Annotated in this window: 16 protein-coding genes; 10 read left to right on the top strand and 6 right to left on the bottom strand. The window is 43.8% G+C overall.

Going from position 1 to position 18,516, the window contains the following annotated elements:
* Positions 1 to 13: 13 nt before the first annotated feature.
* The gene (locus FIV04_RS22490) at positions 14 to 751 is read right to left on the bottom strand and encodes an EAL domain-containing protein (protein WP_152470701.1); all 738 of its coding nucleotides are present in this window, start codon (positions 749 to 751) and stop codon (positions 14 to 16) included.
* Between the two features lie 553 nt (positions 752 to 1,304).
* Positions 1,305 to 1,940, bottom strand: coding sequence for a hypothetical protein (locus tag FIV04_RS22485; protein ID WP_032552588.1), 636 nt, complete (start codon positions 1,938 to 1,940; stop codon positions 1,305 to 1,307).
* 195 nt (positions 1,941 to 2,135) lie between these two features.
* Here FIV04_RS22485 and FIV04_RS22480 point away from each other — a divergent pair, with 195 nt between their 5' ends.
* From FIV04_RS22480 to FIV04_RS22470, 3 genes are all read left to right on the top strand, one after another.
* Positions 2,136 to 2,381 (top strand): DUF2164 domain-containing protein, encoded by a 246-nt coding sequence (locus FIV04_RS22480; protein ID WP_032552587.1) that lies wholly within the window; start codon positions 2,136 to 2,138, stop codon positions 2,379 to 2,381.
* A 148-nt stretch (positions 2,382 to 2,529) separates the two neighbouring features.
* A complete protein-coding gene (locus tag FIV04_RS22475; RefSeq protein ID WP_152470617.1) occupies positions 2,530 to 3,069 on the top strand; it encodes a cytochrome b in 540 nt (179 codons plus the stop codon).
* Entirely contained in the window at positions 3,066 to 3,635 is a 570-nt protein-coding gene (locus tag FIV04_RS22470) for a YceI family protein (protein WP_150869620.1), read from the top strand. Before FIV04_RS22475 ends, FIV04_RS22470 begins: the two co-directional genes overlap by 4 nt.
* Before the next feature lie 197 nt (positions 3,636 to 3,832).
* Here FIV04_RS22470 and focA read toward each other — a convergent pair whose 3' ends face one another.
* Positions 3,833 to 5,284: a formate transporter FocA gene (focA, locus tag FIV04_RS22465; RefSeq protein WP_152470616.1), complete on the bottom strand. Its 1,452-nt coding sequence runs from the start codon at positions 5,282 to 5,284 to the stop codon at positions 3,833 to 3,835.
* A 258-nt stretch (positions 5,285 to 5,542) separates the two neighbouring features.
* Between focA and FIV04_RS22460 the strand changes: the two genes are divergently transcribed.
* On the top strand, positions 5,543 to 6,448 hold the full coding sequence (locus FIV04_RS22460) for a LysR substrate-binding domain-containing protein (RefSeq protein WP_150869618.1): 906 nt from the start codon (positions 5,543 to 5,545) through the stop codon (positions 6,446 to 6,448).
* A gap of 204 nt (positions 6,449 to 6,652) precedes the next feature.
* A complete protein-coding gene (locus FIV04_RS22455) occupies positions 6,653 to 7,147 on the top strand; it encodes a DUF1097 domain-containing protein (protein WP_032552582.1) in 495 nt (164 codons plus the stop codon).
* Between the two features lie 159 nt (positions 7,148 to 7,306).
* Here FIV04_RS22455 and FIV04_RS22450 read toward each other — a convergent pair whose 3' ends face one another.
* Positions 7,307 to 8,947: an ATP-dependent endonuclease gene (locus FIV04_RS22450; protein ID WP_152470615.1), complete on the bottom strand. Its 1,641-nt coding sequence runs from the start codon at positions 8,945 to 8,947 to the stop codon at positions 7,307 to 7,309.
* Positions 8,948 to 9,183: 236 nt separating this feature from the next.
* Here FIV04_RS22450 and FIV04_RS22445 point away from each other — a divergent pair, with 236 nt between their 5' ends.
* From FIV04_RS22445 to FIV04_RS22425, 5 genes are all read left to right on the top strand, one after another.
* Entirely contained in the window at positions 9,184 to 10,929 is a 1,746-nt protein-coding gene (locus FIV04_RS22445) for a bifunctional UDP-sugar hydrolase/5'-nucleotidase (RefSeq protein WP_152470614.1), read from the top strand.
* A 493-nt stretch (positions 10,930 to 11,422) separates the two neighbouring features.
* On the top strand, positions 11,423 to 12,424 hold the full coding sequence (locus FIV04_RS22440) for a TerC/Alx family metal homeostasis membrane protein (protein ID WP_152470613.1): 1,002 nt from the start codon (positions 11,423 to 11,425) through the stop codon (positions 12,422 to 12,424).
* A 311-nt stretch (positions 12,425 to 12,735) separates the two neighbouring features.
* Positions 12,736 to 12,924: a hypothetical protein gene (locus tag FIV04_RS22435; protein WP_032552577.1), complete on the top strand. Its 189-nt coding sequence runs from the start codon at positions 12,736 to 12,738 to the stop codon at positions 12,922 to 12,924.
* Between the two features lie 143 nt (positions 12,925 to 13,067).
* A complete protein-coding gene (locus tag FIV04_RS22430) occupies positions 13,068 to 13,793 on the top strand; it encodes a DUF1223 domain-containing protein (protein WP_032552576.1) in 726 nt (241 codons plus the stop codon).
* Positions 13,794 to 13,950: 157 nt separating this feature from the next.
* Positions 13,951 to 15,234, top strand: a complete 1,284-nt coding sequence (locus FIV04_RS22425; protein ID WP_152470612.1) for a DEAD/DEAH box helicase — start codon at positions 13,951 to 13,953, stop codon at positions 15,232 to 15,234.
* A gap of 57 nt (positions 15,235 to 15,291) precedes the next feature.
* Here the strand turns inward: FIV04_RS22425 and FIV04_RS22420 are convergent, their stop codons facing one another.
* Entirely contained in the window at positions 15,292 to 15,849 is a 558-nt protein-coding gene (locus FIV04_RS22420; RefSeq protein ID WP_032552574.1) for a PhnA domain-containing protein, read from the bottom strand.
* 224 nt (positions 15,850 to 16,073) lie between these two features.
* Complete coding sequence (locus tag FIV04_RS22415) at positions 16,074 to 18,512, bottom strand: VolA/Pla-1 family phospholipase (protein ID WP_152470611.1); 2,439 nt, start codon at positions 18,510 to 18,512, stop codon at positions 16,074 to 16,076.
* Positions 18,513 to 18,516 lie beyond the last annotated feature (4 nt).

Raw genomic sequence — 18,516 nt, 5'->3', positions numbered from 1 at the left:
TATGAATTTGAACTTAGATTGCGATTTGAACATCCAACTCAATGGGTGTCGGCATAGCCAGATAGTAGCCCTGATACATATCAAATCCTACAGTTTGCATTAGCTCTAGCTGTTGCTGAGTCTCGATACCTTCGATCACGGTCTGCGCATTGATTGATTTAGCTAGCGCTAGAACATCATGAATAGGCTTTGCATTACCTTGTTCAAACTCCAGCATCAATGAACGGTCAACCTTAATAATGTGCGGGGTAATGTGACGGACTCTTCCTTCATTCGAGGCTTGAGTGCCGTAGTCGTCAACGGCAACCTTGAAACCATTCTCTGCAAGAGAACCTGCTGCTTCCTTGAGCCTCTCCTCGCTGTCTGCGGTCAGTTCAACCAGTTCCATTACAATCTGTTCAGGCGACAGGTTAAGTTCAACTAAGCGTTTGGCTAGCAAGCTATCACTGACATTGGAGTTAGCAAACAACTCACCAACATTGGGTAGTACATTAAGGAAAAGCTGAAGGTGACGAGATGTAGACTGCGCAAAGTTACGAACGTGAATCACGCGGCTCAAGCGCTCTACATTGATCTTGTCGTCGATGGATGTTTCATCAGAGTGTAAGTAATGATCTGGTCGGATAGTTTGCTCATCCTGATCAGTAATTCGAACTAACGCTTCAACACCAATTTGCTCCATTTTTGCGTTGAAAATGGGCTGATAAACACTTCTTAAAGTAAGGTTTTGGTACTTAGCAATAAACTGCATCCGATCATCAACAGAGATGCATTTAACGAATTCACTACGGTCAGATAAAATCATACTTAATTAAAGATAATCCATTAAAGGGATAAATAATTCCTTGTGTCACAATATTGACATGCGTGGATAAATTGTCAATTAATAAAAGAAGCATTAACGCGATCCATATATAAATAAAAACAATTTAACATTATAAATTGCGGAGAATTATATTTATTCGGTTGAGTTATGAATTGTATTTGTGTGATTTGCTGTGCAAATACTGGTCAGTTAATGTGTTATGCATCGCAATGCTAGAGTTAGGTTTAATATATTTCGAGCGCATATCGTGATACCAATCAAAATACCATTCCCCTGTTGATTTCTGACTCAATATCAAACTTTTAGAAATAGAATGAAATAGCCCATACTAAAGTGTTAGTTATTCCGAGAAAATAAAATTGAAATAAATCAACGATATATTTACTAGAGATAAACGAACAAACTAATAGTTTTAATAGTGACTGGTGTATTTCTTTGCTTTATGAGCTTAGATGAGTATTTAATTCTGAAGTTACAACTAAACCCATTGCATAACTGCGTAGAGTTGAATGTACTTGCGTACTAATTGTTGATTGTTTGAGCGTTTTAGTGGATGCCCAAATTTGATGAAGCAAGGGGTTATGCCAAAGTTGATATTCAAATCTGAAGCGAACTGTGAATCACTTTCTTGTAAGGTTATGCCTTGTTGGCTGTACTCGGTAATTTCGTCCGGCAATTCACCCATCCACCAATGCAACAGTTCGCGACTGTGCTTGCTGCGACTTATCCAATGGTCAGAAACAATGATGAGTAGGTCATTGGGTTGGATTGCGTAGCCGTATTCGCCGAGCCAATGATGGACATCAACCAGAAGCTTCTTACGGCACGTTTTACCTGCGCTCACCATATGGTGGCTAATGACCCATACCGTGCCAATTTCCGATGAGATGCGAAAATGTCGTGCTGTTTCATTAAGTGGCAGCATATCAAGGGGATGAATCATACTCTCGTGATCAAAACTAAGTAGTGTGTGCTGCATTCGTCGTGCAAATGCTTTACCAATATGGTGTTCACTAATCCCTTGATTGTGAACGGTAGGGTAGTGATGTTCGCACAACTTCAGGCAATCCTCTTGGAAGAGGTTGATGCTCTGTATCACGAGATCTAATAACAATGAATGTCCTTATACATGGCTACAATGTTGATAACTGAATAGTAAGGTAATGACTGTGTAATTTGCCAACAACAATGGCTCAGTTCTTGATCGCTTTATCAAAATTAAGCTGTGTGTCGATTTTTATGTTGTAAGCGTGCTATTGGCGTTTAACATTTATAAATAACAATATTTAGAAAGACTTACGAGGAAGTGATGACCATAGAGTTAGACAGTAAACAAAAGACTGAAATGACCGAAGTACTGCAACGCTACTTGCAAGATGAGCTCGATGTCGAGATAGGCCAATTTGACGCGGACTTTCTTGTTGATTTTATCAGCAAAAAATTTGGTGCTGTCTATTACAACAAGGGAATCGAGGACGCACAAAAGGTGATGGAGCGTAAGATGCTCGACATTAGCGATGAACTTTACGAGATAGAGCAGGTCGTTGAGTTATAAGTAAAATCATCTTGTTCAAATTATTCGAACATGTTGTTTGAGTTTTAGTTATGTCATTTATGTAAAGCTAGGTAAATAATATGTTTCAACAACACAGAGTAATGTACGCTCTTCATACTATACCAACTGCAACCTTTTGGAATGAAACATGAGTAATAATGTAAAGAACTACAATCCAATAGCTAGACTGTTGCACTGGGTTTCAGCACTGACAATTTTTGGATTATTCGGTGTTGGCCTGTGGATGGTTGACCTCTCTTACTACAGCGAGTGGTATAAAACGGCGCCTGATTGGCATCGTTCAATCGGTATTATTTTGGCTGCTGTGACTCTATTCAGATTGATCTGGAAGACAGTGACAGTGTCACCAAGTGTTGAAGGTAAAAGTTATGAAGTGGTGGCGGCAAAGGCTGCACATGGCTTCATGTATCTAAATCTGTTGGCTCTATTTGTGTCTGGCTACTTGATCTCAACATCAGATGGCCGTGGCATAGATGTTTTCAACTGGTTCACTGTTCCAAGTATGGGAGAGTTATTTGCTAACCAATCCGACTTGGCAGGAACCGTACACTACTATGCAGCTTGGGTACTGATTGTATTGGCATCAGTTCACGCACTGGCTGCGATTAAACACCACATTATCGACAAAGACGATACGCTACGAAAAATGATAGGAGCATCAAAATGAAAAAATCAATTATCGCTACAGGACTAGCCTTTGCTATGGCAATGCCTTTCGCTGCGAACGCTGCTGATTACGTGATTGATACAAAAGGCGCACACGCGTCTGTTAACTTCAAAGTGAGCCACCTTGGTTACAGCTTTATTAAAGGACGTTTCAACACATTTTCTGGTGACTTCTCATTTGATGAAAGCAACGTAGAAGCGTCTAAAGTGAACGTTGTGGTTGATACTACAAGCCTTGACTCAAACCACGCTGAGCGTGACAAGCACATCCGTAGCGGTGACTTTATCGATGCAGGTAAATTCTCTGAAGCGACATTCAACAGCACAAAAGTGGTTGATAACGGTGATGGTAAACTGGCTGTAATGGGTGACCTAACTCTACACGGTGTGACTAAACCAATCACGATCGATGCTGAGTTCATCGGTGCTGGCCAAGACCCATGGGGTGGTGAGCGTGCAGGTTTCATCGGTACAACTCGTCTAGAGCTTGCTGACTTTGATATTAAAGTCATGGGCGCTTCTAGCTACGTTGACATGGAACTTCACGTAGAAGGCATCAAGAAGTAAGTCGATTAGACTAACCTCTGTCTCATACATACAGAAAGGCGCAAAGTTGATGCTTCGCGCCTTTTTCGTTACTAAGCCATGAGTCTTTTTGATTGGTATTGTTTTGCGTATTGAATACAGTCATCCAAACGGTATCACTTCAATCGAGACATCTTTTCTAGCCACACGCTGTTATCACGTGTTTTGTCTATCCGAGGTTATGCCGTTTCTAGTTCTGTCTCTTTCACTACGTTTAGTCGGTCACCATAGATAGGGCGAAGCGCTTGCATCACTTCAGCGCGAGTTAGAACACCTACCATCGTGCCGTTTTCAAGAACTGGAAGCATGTGTGGTTGGCTCACTTTCATCGCTTTCGCACGTTCTTCTAAAGAAAGTGTGGTAAAGCGAGTTGCAATGCCCATGCTAGATGTTGGGTATAGCTGCTCTTTGTCGATGCAAAGGAATTCCGCGACGTCCACAAGCTTGTCATTGGCGTCAATCGCTACTACATCGCGGCTCATTAAATCGACAACCTTCTGACCAGTTGTTGGGATGTAGTCTTGGCACCAAAGGTCGACCATTACGTCATGAATTGAGAATACACCCACTAAGCGACCTTCTAAATCACACACTGGCGCGCTTACTTGTTGTGCGTCTAGCAGAGTGTCGATAGCAACAGCAGTTGGCATTTCAACAGATAGAGTCGTCGGGCTCGTGTTCATGATTGTTTTGATGATTGTGTTCGTGTTCATAGTAGTTTCCTTAACTGACGTAATTTGAGTTGCTTGTGTTATTGCTGTTATTTTTGCCGCTTTAAGCTGCGGTCTGCGGTAGATGCTCCAATTCGCTAAGCCTACGAGAACAGAGCCACCAACGATGTTGCCGAGTGTCACTGGTAGTAAGTTTGCAGTGACGAATTGCGTAACATTGAGGTCGGCATACTGAGTAGATGTCATGCCGATTTGTATCCAAAAGCTTTCTGGGGCGAAGTTTTGAATCACAATACCCAATGGCACCATGAACATGTTTGCCACGCAGTGCTCAAAGCCTGTGCTAACGAACATGGCAACAGGTAGTACCGTCATCATCGCTTTTGTCATTGCATTAGCAGAGCTAAAGGTTAGCCAAATCGCTAAACAAACCAGTAGGTTACAAAGCACACCTAATGCAAATGCTTGAATCGGACTGTGGTGGAGTTTGTGTTGTGCGATATTGAGCGCATTCAATCCCCATTGGCCGCCGTCGAGTTGATAAAGCCCTGCAGCACTTACAAGAGCGAGTAGGAACATCGCACCAATAAAGTTACCTACATACACTTTTCCCCAAATCGACAGCATCTTGCCAAAGGTGATCTGCTTGTTTGCCCAGGAGATGCTAGATAGCACCGAGCTGGTAAACAGTTCACCGCCACAGATGACGATTAAGATAAGCCCCATACTGAAGGCAAGACCGCCAGCTAAGCGGCTCAAACCCCAACCTGCGTCGGCACTGCCAGTGGTAACTGTGATATAGAATAGGAAAGCGAGTCCGATGAATGCGCCAGCCATAACCGCAAGACTCATCGTCATGCTGCTGGTTTTATTCGCTTTACTGAGTGCAAATTTCTCCGCTTCAGCCATCATTTCTGTTGGCGAAAACAGTTGGTGATTATCAGAAGTGCTGGTCGCCATACCCCCTCCTTGAACAATCCGTCATAAGTGATTCCTAGTGTTAATACCTAAGTGAATGGTGAATATCGCAGCCACTAAACCGTTGCTGCCAATTCAGATTACGAGTGCTGGGGGTACAGGTAAAATTGATAATATTTAAAAACCACATCAGAAATATTGATATAGAAAAATGACAGGGTACAATGAAACCGATTGCTCAAAGGCTTTATAAAAAAGAGCGTCGGAATACAGATAATTACAAGAAATTAAGGAAGAAATTTGCGTTATTCATTAAAGCAGCTTGCCGTCTTTGACGCAGTTGCAGATTCCGGAAGTGTAAGCCAAGCGGCGGATAAGCTTGCACTGACTCAGTCGGCTACCAGTATGTCACTCGCTCAACTTGAAAAGATGTTAGGCAGGCCCTTGTTTGAACGGCAGGGGAAGCAGATGGCGTTAACCCATTGGGGTATGTGGTTGAGACCTAAAGCAAAACGCCTTCTTCAAGATGCACAACAGATAGAAATGGGTTTCTACGAACAGCATCTTCTTAGTGGTGAACTACGCCTCGGCGCTAGCCAAACACCTGCGGAACACTTGGTTCCAGACCTCATCAGTATTATTGATAACGACTTTCCAGAGATGCGCATATCACTTGGCGTGCAAAGTACTCAGTCGGTTATTGAAGGCGTTCTTGATTATCAATATGACTTAGGTGTCATTGAAGGTCGCTGTGATGACAACCGAATTCACCAAGAAGTGTGGTGTACAGACCATCTCACCGTTGTTGCCTCGGCACATCACCCATTTGCCAAGCGTGAAAGAGTGAGTTTGGCTCAACTTGAGCAAGCGAAATGGGTACTTCGAGAACATGGATCAGGTACTCGCAAAGTTTTTGATAGCTCTATTCACCATTTAATTGCCGATTTAGACGTTTGGCGAGAGTACGAGCACGTACCTGTGTTGAGAAGTTTGGTGGCAAATGGACCTTACCTAACTTGTTTGCCATATCTTGATGTTGAGCGCTTTATCGAATCGGGTCAGTTAGTTACTTTGAATGTGCCTGAATTAGAAATGGAGAGAACGCTCTCATTTATCTGGCGTGCAGATATGGCCGAAAACCCGTTAGCTGAGTGCATTAAGCGTGAAGGAAAACGCATGATGAAGAGTCGTCCTTCCGTTCTATAACCACTTTTCTGCTCTTTTCTTAATACCGATATCTGTTGAATAAGCGATATCGGTCTCTATCTACTGATAAAGCGTCACTTTCATACATTATAATTGTGACCTAGATCGTCCGTTTTCTTTGTTAGTTACCATACTATGCTTACTTGATTTCTAGTGAGGCTGAACATTTTAGTGCTAAACGGGCGCTGTGAGTTCAGAAATAGTATGAGTACATTAGTCGCGATTTCGTTAACAACAGGTATTTTGTCAGGTCTATGGGGCTGGATTGCTATCTCTTTTGGTTTGCTCTCATGGGCTGGCTTTTTAGGGTGCACCAGTTATTTCGCATCACCTACCGATGGTGTGAAAGGGCTGCTGAGCAGCTTACTTACTAACATGACAGGCGTATTCTGGGCAATGGTTATCATTCATGGCTCTACCTTTGCTGGTTTAGAGATCCTAGGCTACGTAATCACTGCTATTGTCGCTTTCTTCATGTGTATTCAAGCAAAGCAGACCTGGTTAGCATACATTCCAGGGACCTTTATCGGTTCTTGTGCAACGTTTGCCGCTGCCGGTGATTGGCAACTCGTTGTGCCTTCACTACTGCTAGGTGGTGTGTTTGGTTACTTGATGAAGACCAGTGGCGTATGGCTTCACGAAAAATCATCTCAATCTTCTCCAAAGGCAGAACAGCACGCCAACCGCGTTGAAGCGTAAGTTATTGAAAAAGTAATTGTAGGTTTCAATGGTGTTGTCGGATTGGATATGTCCCTGTGAAAGATAACCCCCAATTAATTTGTATAGACTTTTTATACAGGCACACCACTTGGTGTGCCTTTTTTCTGTTTGAGACGGAAGAAGAGTTAAACTGTGGAGCTATGTGTTGCCGTTGGCCATGGTAATGACTCGTTTAAGTGTCCAGCGAAGCAATAGAGGAATGCACTCAAGACCTCGATTTTCACAGTGTGAGACAATAGCAAGCGCCAGATCAGGCTTAGCGTGCTTCTTCAACACTCGAGCCACGACTTTCTTTGGCGGAATAGGGTGATCGTAAGGGATCTTCACCATATCTCTAAAGAACCTTTCAAAGCCATTCATATAAAGATAGTGTTCGATGTCCTTCTCTGGTAACTCTGTGAGTCGGTGCCGGGGTTGGTCATTATCAAGTTTCGCGAGTACAGTCGCAGCGTATTTCTTACCAGCTGCATCGCCATCCGTCACGACGTGCCAATCTATACCAAACTCTTTAGCCACCTTGATCAATGCTTTTAATCCCGATTGGGCGAACTCGATGATCTGCACACCTTCTGCCGCCAAATTATAGCCGCATTGATTCGCTAACTCATTGAACAACCAGACTTCCGTCTCTCCCTCCACTAGCAGCCAACAACGAGCGAACAAGGCTCCCGAGCGATGAAAACGAATATGGAAACCAATACGGCGCAGTTCGTCTTTACTAAAGTGAGAGATGTTCAATTGATTGGCGATGGTTTTGTCTGACTGACGCACAAGACGACGAATTGAGTGCAAAGGCACCGCTGCTAATAACTCACCACTGTTAGTCGTCAGGATTTTCTGCATCGGCAGTTTTTGCAACAAGCTCCATGCTCTAGCGAGGTGCGTTGGATGCAAACGACCCTCAGGATCCTCTAAGATCAAAAGTGGCCGTGCACAGCGTCTTAAGTCATTTGGCCCTTTGGCATGAAGATAAGCATTAAGTAAGCCCATAAACAGCAAACGTGTCTGTTTATTGTTGGTCTCTTCAACGAGTTCATGAATGCTCTTGTCGTTGATTCCCGTTGAATACATGAGTCCATCGCGTTGTTTGCGAGGGTTTTTACGTGAAACGCTTTTAAAAGAGAAATAGTGCTCAATTAGGCTCTGCATTGAATCTAAACTGCTGCGCATTTCACCTTTATTGACATGGCCTGGTATCGCCATGAGTCGACGACAGGTGTTATCAATACGCTTTTCAATCCGAGTCTGATGGCCGTTACCATTCCCATTGCCATTAAACGGACGATCAAAATGACGAGCATCTCGAAGGCGAATAACAGGGTGAAGAGTCATGAGTTCTTGAGCCAGCTTCTCTGAATGGTGCAGTTTAAGTGGATTTCCGTCTAAATCGAGAAACGCATAGTGAGTCGTGGTTTCATACTGCTCTAGCGTTGCGCTGATTCGATAATAGATTCGATAAGTACCATGTTCATCTTGAACCCATATTGGCTTGAGTTTGCGATAACGCCCAGCATTCAACTCTGATTTATCATTTGCTTTTAGGGATAGTACAATCTGCAGGTGTTGCGATTGCGGGTGCGAGACTGAATAGTCTACATGAAAGTCTGTCATCTCGAATTGATAAGGCACGCCATCGGCGGGGAGTACAACAGACAAAGCATCAAGCAGTGAAGATTTACCCCAAGTATTTTCACCGATTAACGTTGTGAGCTCATCGAATGCCAGTGACATCCGTTTGATACCTCTGAATCCAGAAATCTCGATTCGTTCTAATTGCATAGGCTTACTCCTAACAAAAGATCTGCTAATGCTTTGAAAGCAAACAGATATCTATAATCATAATCGATATTTTTGTGCTAGGTGTATTCTGTTGTCACAAAACAGAGTCTAAAGTTTAAACGAACCGAATGTGATTATTGATCTATCACGCGTATTTTTTTGCAGTGCTGTTTCATAAAATTCACGATTCTGTCATGATTCCCGACCTAGTATGAAGGGAAGAAGAGAGAGAACATATGACAAAAAAGAATAAGCCAGCGAAACTGGTATTGGCGCATATTAATGACACCCACTCATACTTTGAACCAACGTCATTACAACTATCACTAAAAGTGAATGAGCAAATCATAGAGCCTTATGTAAGCGCTGGTGGTTTTGCTCGCATCGCAACTCGATTCAAGCAACTAAAAGAAGATGCCACTCGACAGGGCAAAGATACGCTGTTTCTGCACGCTGGGGACTGCTTCCAAGGGACGTTGTACTTTTCTCTGTTTAAGGGAAAAGCTAATGCGGACTTGTTGAATGCACTCAACATCGATGCAATGACACTAGGGAATCACGAACTCGATATGGGTAATGAACCTGTTGCCGAGTTTGCTAAACGCATTCAATTTCCTTTGTTGGCGGGTAACTGGAATTTATCGAATGAGGATATCAAGAAAACTCATACGTTAGATGACAATAGCCAAGTCAAAGCATTCCTTCCTGATACGCGTAGCGCGAGCTACATCATAAAAGAGTTTGATGGCGAGCCAGTCGCTATCTTCGGCCTTAGTATCGACCAAATGGGGCTGATTGCGAACCCAGATATCGACACACCGTTTGAGAACGCCATAGCTACGGCTAGAGCCACCATCGAGCAAATTCAGCAAGAAGGTATCAATAAGATCATTTTACTCAGTCACTTAGGCTATGAAGGTGACTTGGAAATGGCAAGTCAGGTAAATGGTATTGGACTTATTGTTGGAGGGCACAGCCACAGGTTACAGGGTGACTTTTCCGATATTGGATTGATTAAAGATGACGAGTATGGCGTGAAAATCAATGATACCTACGTCGTTCAAGCTGGCTTCCACTCTATGTCTTTAGGGCATTGTGAGATTGAATTTGATGAGTCTGGAAAAGTAGTGTGCTTCAATGGTCGAAATGAACTGCTTCTTGGCCGCCGTCTGTTTATCGATGCAAAACTCAGTGAAGTAGGCCAGGGGGGTGCTCACGACCTCGCTTGTGAGTACTTGAACAATCATCCACATATCTCCGTATGTAAAAAAGACCAAGATATTCAATGTATCTTAACCGACAAGTACCTTCCGCGAGTACGTCAGCTACAACAGCAAATTATCGCGACAGCAACGGATAAGCTACGTCATGTTCGCGTGCCAGATGCCAAAGGGCCGAGTGAGCTAGCGCCGCTTGTCGCTCAGTCCTTCCACTATGCAATGAATCAACGTGGTTTGGATGTGGACTTTGCGATCCACAATGCTGGTGGCGTGCGAAACTCTCTGAATGCTGGCGATGTATCAGTCGCAGATATTGCCGGAAAGCTACTACCGTTTGCCGTACCGATAGGTACTTATCAAATAAATGGTGAAACCATTGCCGCTATGTTGGAAGGTGCAATTAATAATGCGCTTGATAATGGCGTCGTTGGTACAGGTTCAGGCAGTTTTCCTTATACCCATAATTTAAGATTTTGTTACCACGCAGAAGCACCGATAGGGCACCGAATTCATCATCTAGAAATCTTTCGTAATGGTGATTGGCAACCCGTTGAGCGTCAACAGATGTATCGTGGCTCGTCATCTGCCTATACCATGAAAGGCAAAGAAGGTTATGACGCAGTGCTTAATATGCAGGGAGAAGGGACGGTGACTACGCTATCCATGGCCGACTGTTTTATTGAGTTTTTAAAAGCAAACCCAGAGGCGTTAAACACTCGTGACGCTCAGAACTGTTTGGTTTGTTATAAAAAAGTACATTAATACTATTTTGGTATCTTTTTTGCTTGATGTTTCGCAGTTGCTCTATTTGGCAGGAGACGAAACATGTGGAAGAAAGATTGGTTGGATGCGGTAGCCGTAGTAGGTTGGGTGTCGGTTTGGTCGGCGCTGGTTTACTTCGTACCTATTGCAGGACTGTAGGAAAGAACGCTAGAGATTAGTACGATCTATGGCTGACACCTGCAGTTAACAACGACAACAAACAAAAGGGGCTTTTTGCCTCTTTTTGTTTTTTTAGTGCAAATTTATATAGACGAAACACAAATTCGGGAATATTATCCACGCGTTTGGGGAGTAGTTAGCGCAAGTTTACGTATCGTCATCTCGTTAGGCCAAGTGCCTATCCGGTGCGTAAAGGTGAAATCCCATATTTCACTTCAACGAGACCAACGCAATCACAATCAAGTGCCATTTTGGACCTTGATCTGTTTTGTTTGCGGAAGGTCTTTGAACAGTTCTTCCGCCCGGAGGAATAATGAACTCAACTCAATCTCTTTTATCAACTCAGCAAGACGTGTTGTCAACGTCACCAGATGTGATGACTTACGTGGGCTTCTTCATACTGACGTTAGTATTAGTTTCTGTCGATATCTATCAGACTCGTGGTGGCAATGTCACCATTAAGAAAGCGACGGTGTGGAGCATCTTTTGGTTTTTGCTCGCATTCCTGTTTGCAGGCTCAATCTATCTGTTTTGGGAATTCTATGCGCCTCATAGCGACTACACGGCGGAGAAAGCAACCGTCTCGTTTATCACCGGCTATCTGTTAGAGAAATCGCTCAGCGTTGATAACCTGTTTGTGTTCGCGATGATCTTTGGCCAGTACCAAGTACCTGAGCATTTACGTCCTAGAGCGTTGCTATGGGGTGTGATTGGTGCACTTGTGCTACGTGCTGTAATGATCGCGTTGGGCGCTCAGTTGCTAGCACAATACCATTGGGTACTTTATGTATTTGCAGCATTCCTTATTGCAACGGGTGTGAAATTGGCGCTTGATAAAGGCGAAGAGGAGAGCGTGAATACGCTACTTGAAAAGCTTTTACGTAAAGTGATGCCAGTGACTGAAGAGTTTCATGGCGCGTCATTAGTCGTGAAACAAGGCGTTAAATGGATGATCACCCCGATGATGTTGGTGATTGGTGCAATTGCAGTCATGGATGTGATGTTCGCATTGGATTCAATCCCTGCAATCTTCGCTGTGACACAAGAACCGTTTTTGGTTTTGGCGGCTAACGTATTTGCGTTGTTAGGTCTTCGCTCGCTGTACTTTGTACTACAAGGCATGATGGATAAGTTCATCTACCTCAAACCAGCACTGGCGTTCATCATGGTATTTATTGGTATCAAGATGCTGCTGGTGGAAAGCGAATATGCGATTCCGACTTATTGGTCATTGGGCGTTTTAATCACCACCATGACAATCGCGGTTATAGCATCTATCTATGGAAATAAGTCAGACATAGAACAGACAAATTAAAGTCAAAATAACTTATCTAAATAGTGGTTATTTTCTCGAGGCCAAGCGAGCAAAGAATTTATTTATGTAAATTTTTTGTGACCTTGGCCTCTTTGTTTAGAGTCTAATTTGTACTAAATTCAACTTTTAAGCGTAATTTTGAATTTAAATTCACTTTGTGTGAGTGCGTATTCTATACGGTTGTTAATGGTTTGTTTTATTAGAAAAACTTATCCGAACCTCTAGTTTTTGTCATTTTTTAACCTGCAAATAATCGCCTATTATTCACACCAACAAGACGAAACACTTAAAAAATTTATAGAGAGGCAATCATGGCTCAAGCAATGCAAATGAATACTATCGCTGTTCCAAACTCTATGGATAAGAAGACCTACGCGGTTAACTTCAAAGGACTGATTGCACACATCATCGATATTCTGTTCGTTGATAACACTCCTCGCAGCTACTACGCAAGCGACCTTTCTGGTCACATGCAAAAAGATATTGGTATCTACCGTTAATCTTGCGAGATAAGAATTGATGAAAGCCAGCTCATGTAGCTGGCTTTTTTGTGTCTGAAAGGAAATTAATGACGACTCGGTCTTATCTATAACTTGGTGCACTTAATGCACATGAGAAAAGAAAGATCAGGAAAGGAGTCGTTATGAGTCGTATCTGCAAAAGTCATTGGCTAGGCATACCGCTTGCACTATGTTCAACGCCTATTCTTGCTGAAAGTTGGGAGCATAAAGGCCAACCTGCTCAAATTATCGAGTTATTCACATCAGAAGGCTGCTCGAGTTGTCCTCCGGCTGATGAGTATCTAAGTAAGCTCGAAACCCACCCAGAACTCTGGCAAGAGGTAATCCCACTTGCATACCATGTCGACTATTGGAACTATCTAGGTTGGAGTGACAAATTCGCTAGCCAAGCGTTTAGTCAAAAACAACGTTTGTATAAAGCTTATGGAGTTGTAAGCAGCGTTTATACACCAGGCTTTGTGGTCGATGGTAAAGAGTGGCGTGGCTACTTTAATTGGCTTGATCGCACATTACCTTCGATGCAGCAAACCGATAAGCCCGCTTTGAGCCTAAACCGCTCGGACAATACCTTTAAAGTGAATTACGAAGGGGATGGCGACTATGTTGCTCATATCGTGCTGCTTGCGATGAACCAAGTAACTCAAGTGAAAGCAGGCGAGAATCGTGGCAGAGAGCTCGAACATGACTTTGTGGTGGTTTATAACGGCTTTCAACGTGGTGAATCCAGTTGGGAGTTTGATATTGATTTTAGTCCACTTGTCGTTAAGCCGGATGCGGTAGCGGTATGGCTCACCAAGCCCAACTCCTATCAACCGGAACAAACCGTCGCTGGATGGTTTAATCAATGATGAGTTGGTAGAGCTCAAAGCTCCATTTAATAAGATTTACCTGATGCCTCGCTTTAGTTGAGCTTGGATTTAGGTAATTACAAGGAAATCAGTACGGAAAGAGGCTTAAATGCGCTAGTATAGCGCGCTCTATTTTATCATTGAGTCTCTTCTATTAATGACTGATACCACAACAGCAGCCAACTTCTCAGAGCTTGGTTTAATCTCGCCACTTGTTTCTCGCTTAACTGAGCTTGAGTACCAGCAACCCACGCCTATTCAAGCACAAGTGATTCCGAGTGTGTTACAAGGCCATGATCTTATTGCAGGTGCAAATACGGGTTCTGGTAAAACTGCAGCCTTTGCTCTGCCGCTTTTACAACAGGTTTATCATGAAAGCCCGGTAAGCCGTGGAAAAGGAAACCATGTTTCAGGACTTATCTTGGTTCCAACCCGAGAATTGGCAAAGCAAGTATCAGACAGCGTAAAGTCATACGCTGTGCATTTTAATGGTGCGATTAAAACGGTTTGTGTATTTGGTGGTGTATCAGTAAATCGCCAGATGCAAGCCCTACGTGGTGGTGCTGATATTCTTGTTGCGACACCGGGTCGACTACTTGATTTGGTCTCTAGCAACGCAGTTAAATTGGATCGTGTAAAAACGCTGATCCTCGATGAAGCTGACCGAATGCTGAGTCTTGGCTTTACCGAAGAGCTAGATGCTATTCGTAAGCTGTTACCTACTAAAAAACAGACTTTGCTTTTCTCTGCGACGTTCCCAGAACAAGTACAAGCGCTGACTGAAGAACTACTTAACGAACCGCTTGAGGTTCAACTACAAAGCGCGAATGCAAGCACGCTTGTTCAGCGTGTATTTGAAGTCGAGAAGGGACGTAAGACCGCTTTACTTGCGCATTTGATCAAAGAGAACCAATGGCGACAAGCTCTAATTTTTGTCAACTCAAAAAATGGCTGTGAGCACCTAGCGGATAAACTGTACAAGCGCGGTATTATCGCGGAAGTCTTTCACGGTGATAAAGGTCAGGGCTCCCGTACACGCATTCTAGAAGACTTTAAGCTGGGTGAAATCGACGTACTTATTGCGACTGATATTGCGGCTCGTGGTCTAGACATTGAAAAGCTACCAGTTGTGATTAACTTCGATCTACCGCGTAGCCCATCAGACTATATGCACCGTATCGGCCGAAGTGGTCGTGCAGGAGAGGTTGGTTTGGCGCTGTCTTTGATCGACCATGAAGACTACCACCACTTCAAGATCATTGAGAAGAAGAACAAGATTCGTCTTGAGCGAGAGCAAGTAGAAGGCTTTGAAGTGGATGAAGAAGCTGTTGCAGAACTGATCGCAGCACTTAAACCAGTCGCGCCACCAGCGGGAACGGGTAAGAAGAAAAAGAAGAAAAAAGCAGCACAAAACAAAGATGTGTGGCTGAAAAATAGCTAGGTTTTGATACTAAAAAGGCGCTCGATGAGCGCCTTTTTGAGTTTTTGATTGAAGCGATTACTTCTTACGGCAGAACTCAGCGATCACGTACATAGACTGGCCACCGTTTGTTTTACCAGAAACCAGTTTAGGGTCGTCACCAACGCTGATACCGCGGATAACTGTACCTTGCTTGATTACTTGGTTAGTACCTTTAACTGGCAGGTCCTTGATTACCGTTACGTCGTCACCTTTTTTCAGTTCAACGCCGTTGCAATCAAGAGGCTTATCATCAGCAGACATGCCGATTTGAGCCCAAACAGAAGTCTCTTCTTCCATGTACATCATGTCTAGTGCGTCTTGCGCCCAGCTTTCTGTGTTTAGACGCGTTAGTTGGCGCCATGCTGTTACTTGTACAGGTGGCTCTTGGCTCCACATGCTGTCTGTTAGACAACGCCAGTGGTTGATGTCTTTAGGATCGTCAATCTCACCAAGACACTTGTCACATACCATGATGCCGTGGTCTACCGTAACGTGGCTGTGTGGTGGTACTGCGTATGCAGTAAGAGAAGAATCAGAACCACATAGTTCACATTTAGATTGGCAGCGTTCTAGCATAGTTGCTTCAGAAGACATAATGGACTCACATTTATTAGGTGTTAATTTACGGGGCTATTATCCACTTTATTTAATAGAATGAAAGGCCTCGTACGGTATTCTGTCTTGATTAATTTTAGCTGAGATCAATCGAAGTGCATAAATTCTATATGCAAACGATTTTCTGAAAGACGAAGTAGGAGAGTTCCCAATAAAAATGCCAGCGGTTAGGCTGGCATTATGGGTTAAGGTTAGACTTAATGTTACTCTAAAACTGAAGCTGCATTTGAAACAGCATCTAATTTGTTATCAAGTAGGAAATCCACTGCTTGAGTTTGCATCGCCGCATGATGAGCTGCATCCAAAGGTGGTAGTTGCGTGTCATCTTGTGGGATAACAAAGGTGCTGTGCGCCGCTGTGTTATTGAACTTCACAAAATCTTTAACGCCATCTGGTGTTACACTACTCGCGTCAACTACTTTTAAACCAAGTTTTGTTGCTAGTGGTGTTGTTCCGGCAAATGGAGCTGTAGCTACTGAGTTCGGCACAGTGTCATCGTCTTGTGCTTGGCCCATGTAAACAGGAAGTACAGGTGAACCTGCATTTAGCAAATGATCGGCATTAGTAAACGGGTCGATCGTGTCTAACAGAGTTTGTGCAGCATACGCAAACTGTTGAAACGCCGCTTCCATCTGTGCTTTTTGAACAGCTGTCGCGCCTTGTTCGAAAGTTTCGTAACACTGCTTATCTGTCAAACTTCCACAAGCTGCCGTAGCAAATGCCACATATTCTGATGATGAGCCTAATGCTACATTGTGCTTGATTTGTGGACCAAACTCAGTAGAACCAAGAAGAAGGTTGGAAATCTGTCCGCCAGAGTTTTCAATCGCCGCAGCACTAAAGTTGTACAATGCGTCAGCTGTTGCGCTACCTAGTGTACGATTAGATGAGGCGACTGCAGTAGTGCCCACAATACCACCTAACGAATGCCCCAAGAACTTAACTTGAGATCCTGTGGCTAGGTCGAAGCCTTTTAGCGGTGATGCACCTAACAAATTAGCTTGTGATGACACAGCAAGAGATGCACGTAAGCCCATTACGTCGAGAGCACTTTGACGTACATTATCGCGTGCTACCGGTAAGTTGGTTAGGTTCAAATATGCAAGTACGTTTTTGTTCGCGGAACGTAAATCGTCTAAGCTACGAGTACCATGAATCGGTAAATCGATAGCCAATACTGCTAAACCCGCTTGCGCCAAGTTATAAGCAAAAGCATAAGCATTTTCTTTAGCTGACGTAATACCGTGTTGATAAATCACGACATTTGTTGGATCTGAGCCATTTGGTGTGAACAGCAGAAACTCAACAGTCTCTAAAGATTTAACTTGTGGTACTGGCGAGTACTTAGTGATGACTCTTTCACTATCAAGTGGAGTGCCGTCTACTAGCGTTAAATCTAAGCCTATAAGTTTAAGTTGTTCAGTTTGGCTCGTAGCGAGTAGAGTAGGATCAATGCCAGCCGCCATAAGTTGTGCAACCATATTGGCTTGTTCTGCACTATTACCCAAGGCACCAGAGACTTTAGCTAGGCTCGGCATCGCTGATTCGAATGGCTGAGAGTTCCAGTTCGCTGCACCTTTTTCTAGATAATGCGGCAGTTGCACAAAGCCTTCACTGACGTCTACACTGGCTCCTGAAGCAGTGTACATTGTGTTGATCGCGCCTTTCGCTCTAGCAATCGCTGTAGCGTCGTCACCGCCAATGTACTTGTCAAAATCCGAATCTTCGTCTAGTGCAGCGGTAAATTCTTTCGTCGAAACAAACTGCATTCCATATGCCGTCGATAGGTCTACGCCATCAGCTTTAGCACTTCCTTTCCATACATCATTGAGCCCGGTACCGCCTAGGCCCGTTGCCGTGGCGCCTTTAGTAGCGAATAGCGTGTCACCGACAGATTGGGTAGTAAACCAAGTTGAATAGATGATGTCTTGCGTATCAAGTGTAATCGCACCTGCGGCATTGGCGCCGGCAAAAATTTGTTCTACACCGCGCGTGACTTGTTGCGCTTGAGCCAAGCTACCTTCTGTGTAGGTGGTGGTCATTGATTTTAGCGCAGCATAGCTTGCTGACATGCCAACTGGATCGCCATTAACGTCTGTCAATTCGTTAGACAGAGCCAACACGTATTCACTTGATGCATCTAGAGAGTCATTAAACACGATCGTAAACGTGTCCGACGCGGCGCTAGATAACACATTGAAATCAGTGCCTAGTGTCAGTACTTGTGTGACAGTAGGTGCTGTTGCAGAAGTTAATGAACCGCTAAGTTTAAGTAGGTAGACACCTGCTGCAGCAGCGCCGTCGGCTAAGCCTGCGCCTTCAAAGTTCATAATGATTGGCATTGACGTTGACCAACCATCCATAGTGTTCATTGCTGCTAGTGGATTGGTTAGCGCATCGTTGCCACTTGTCGGTAATCCTAAAGTGCCATCAGTACTATCCATTAAAGCAAAGCTAGGTAGGGGAACCGAGGTGTTTGCCCCTGACAGATGGAACTTAATGTTCGTCGCTTGAGCTAACGAGTCTTGAATGTGTTGTTCGTATTGCGGTGTCGTTGAAGCACCTGAGCTGGATGTATCGTCGCCACAGCCAGCAAGAATAATGGCTGACGCCAAGACTGAAACTTTAAATAACTTTTTCATAGCA

This window comes from Vibrio sp. THAF190c (assembly GCF_009363355.1).
Taxonomy (GTDB): Bacteria; Pseudomonadota; Gammaproteobacteria; order Enterobacterales; family Vibrionaceae; genus Vibrio; species Vibrio fortis_A.
Note: the sequence above shows the minus strand (reverse complement) of the source record. Positions and strands in the feature narration are given on the sequence as shown.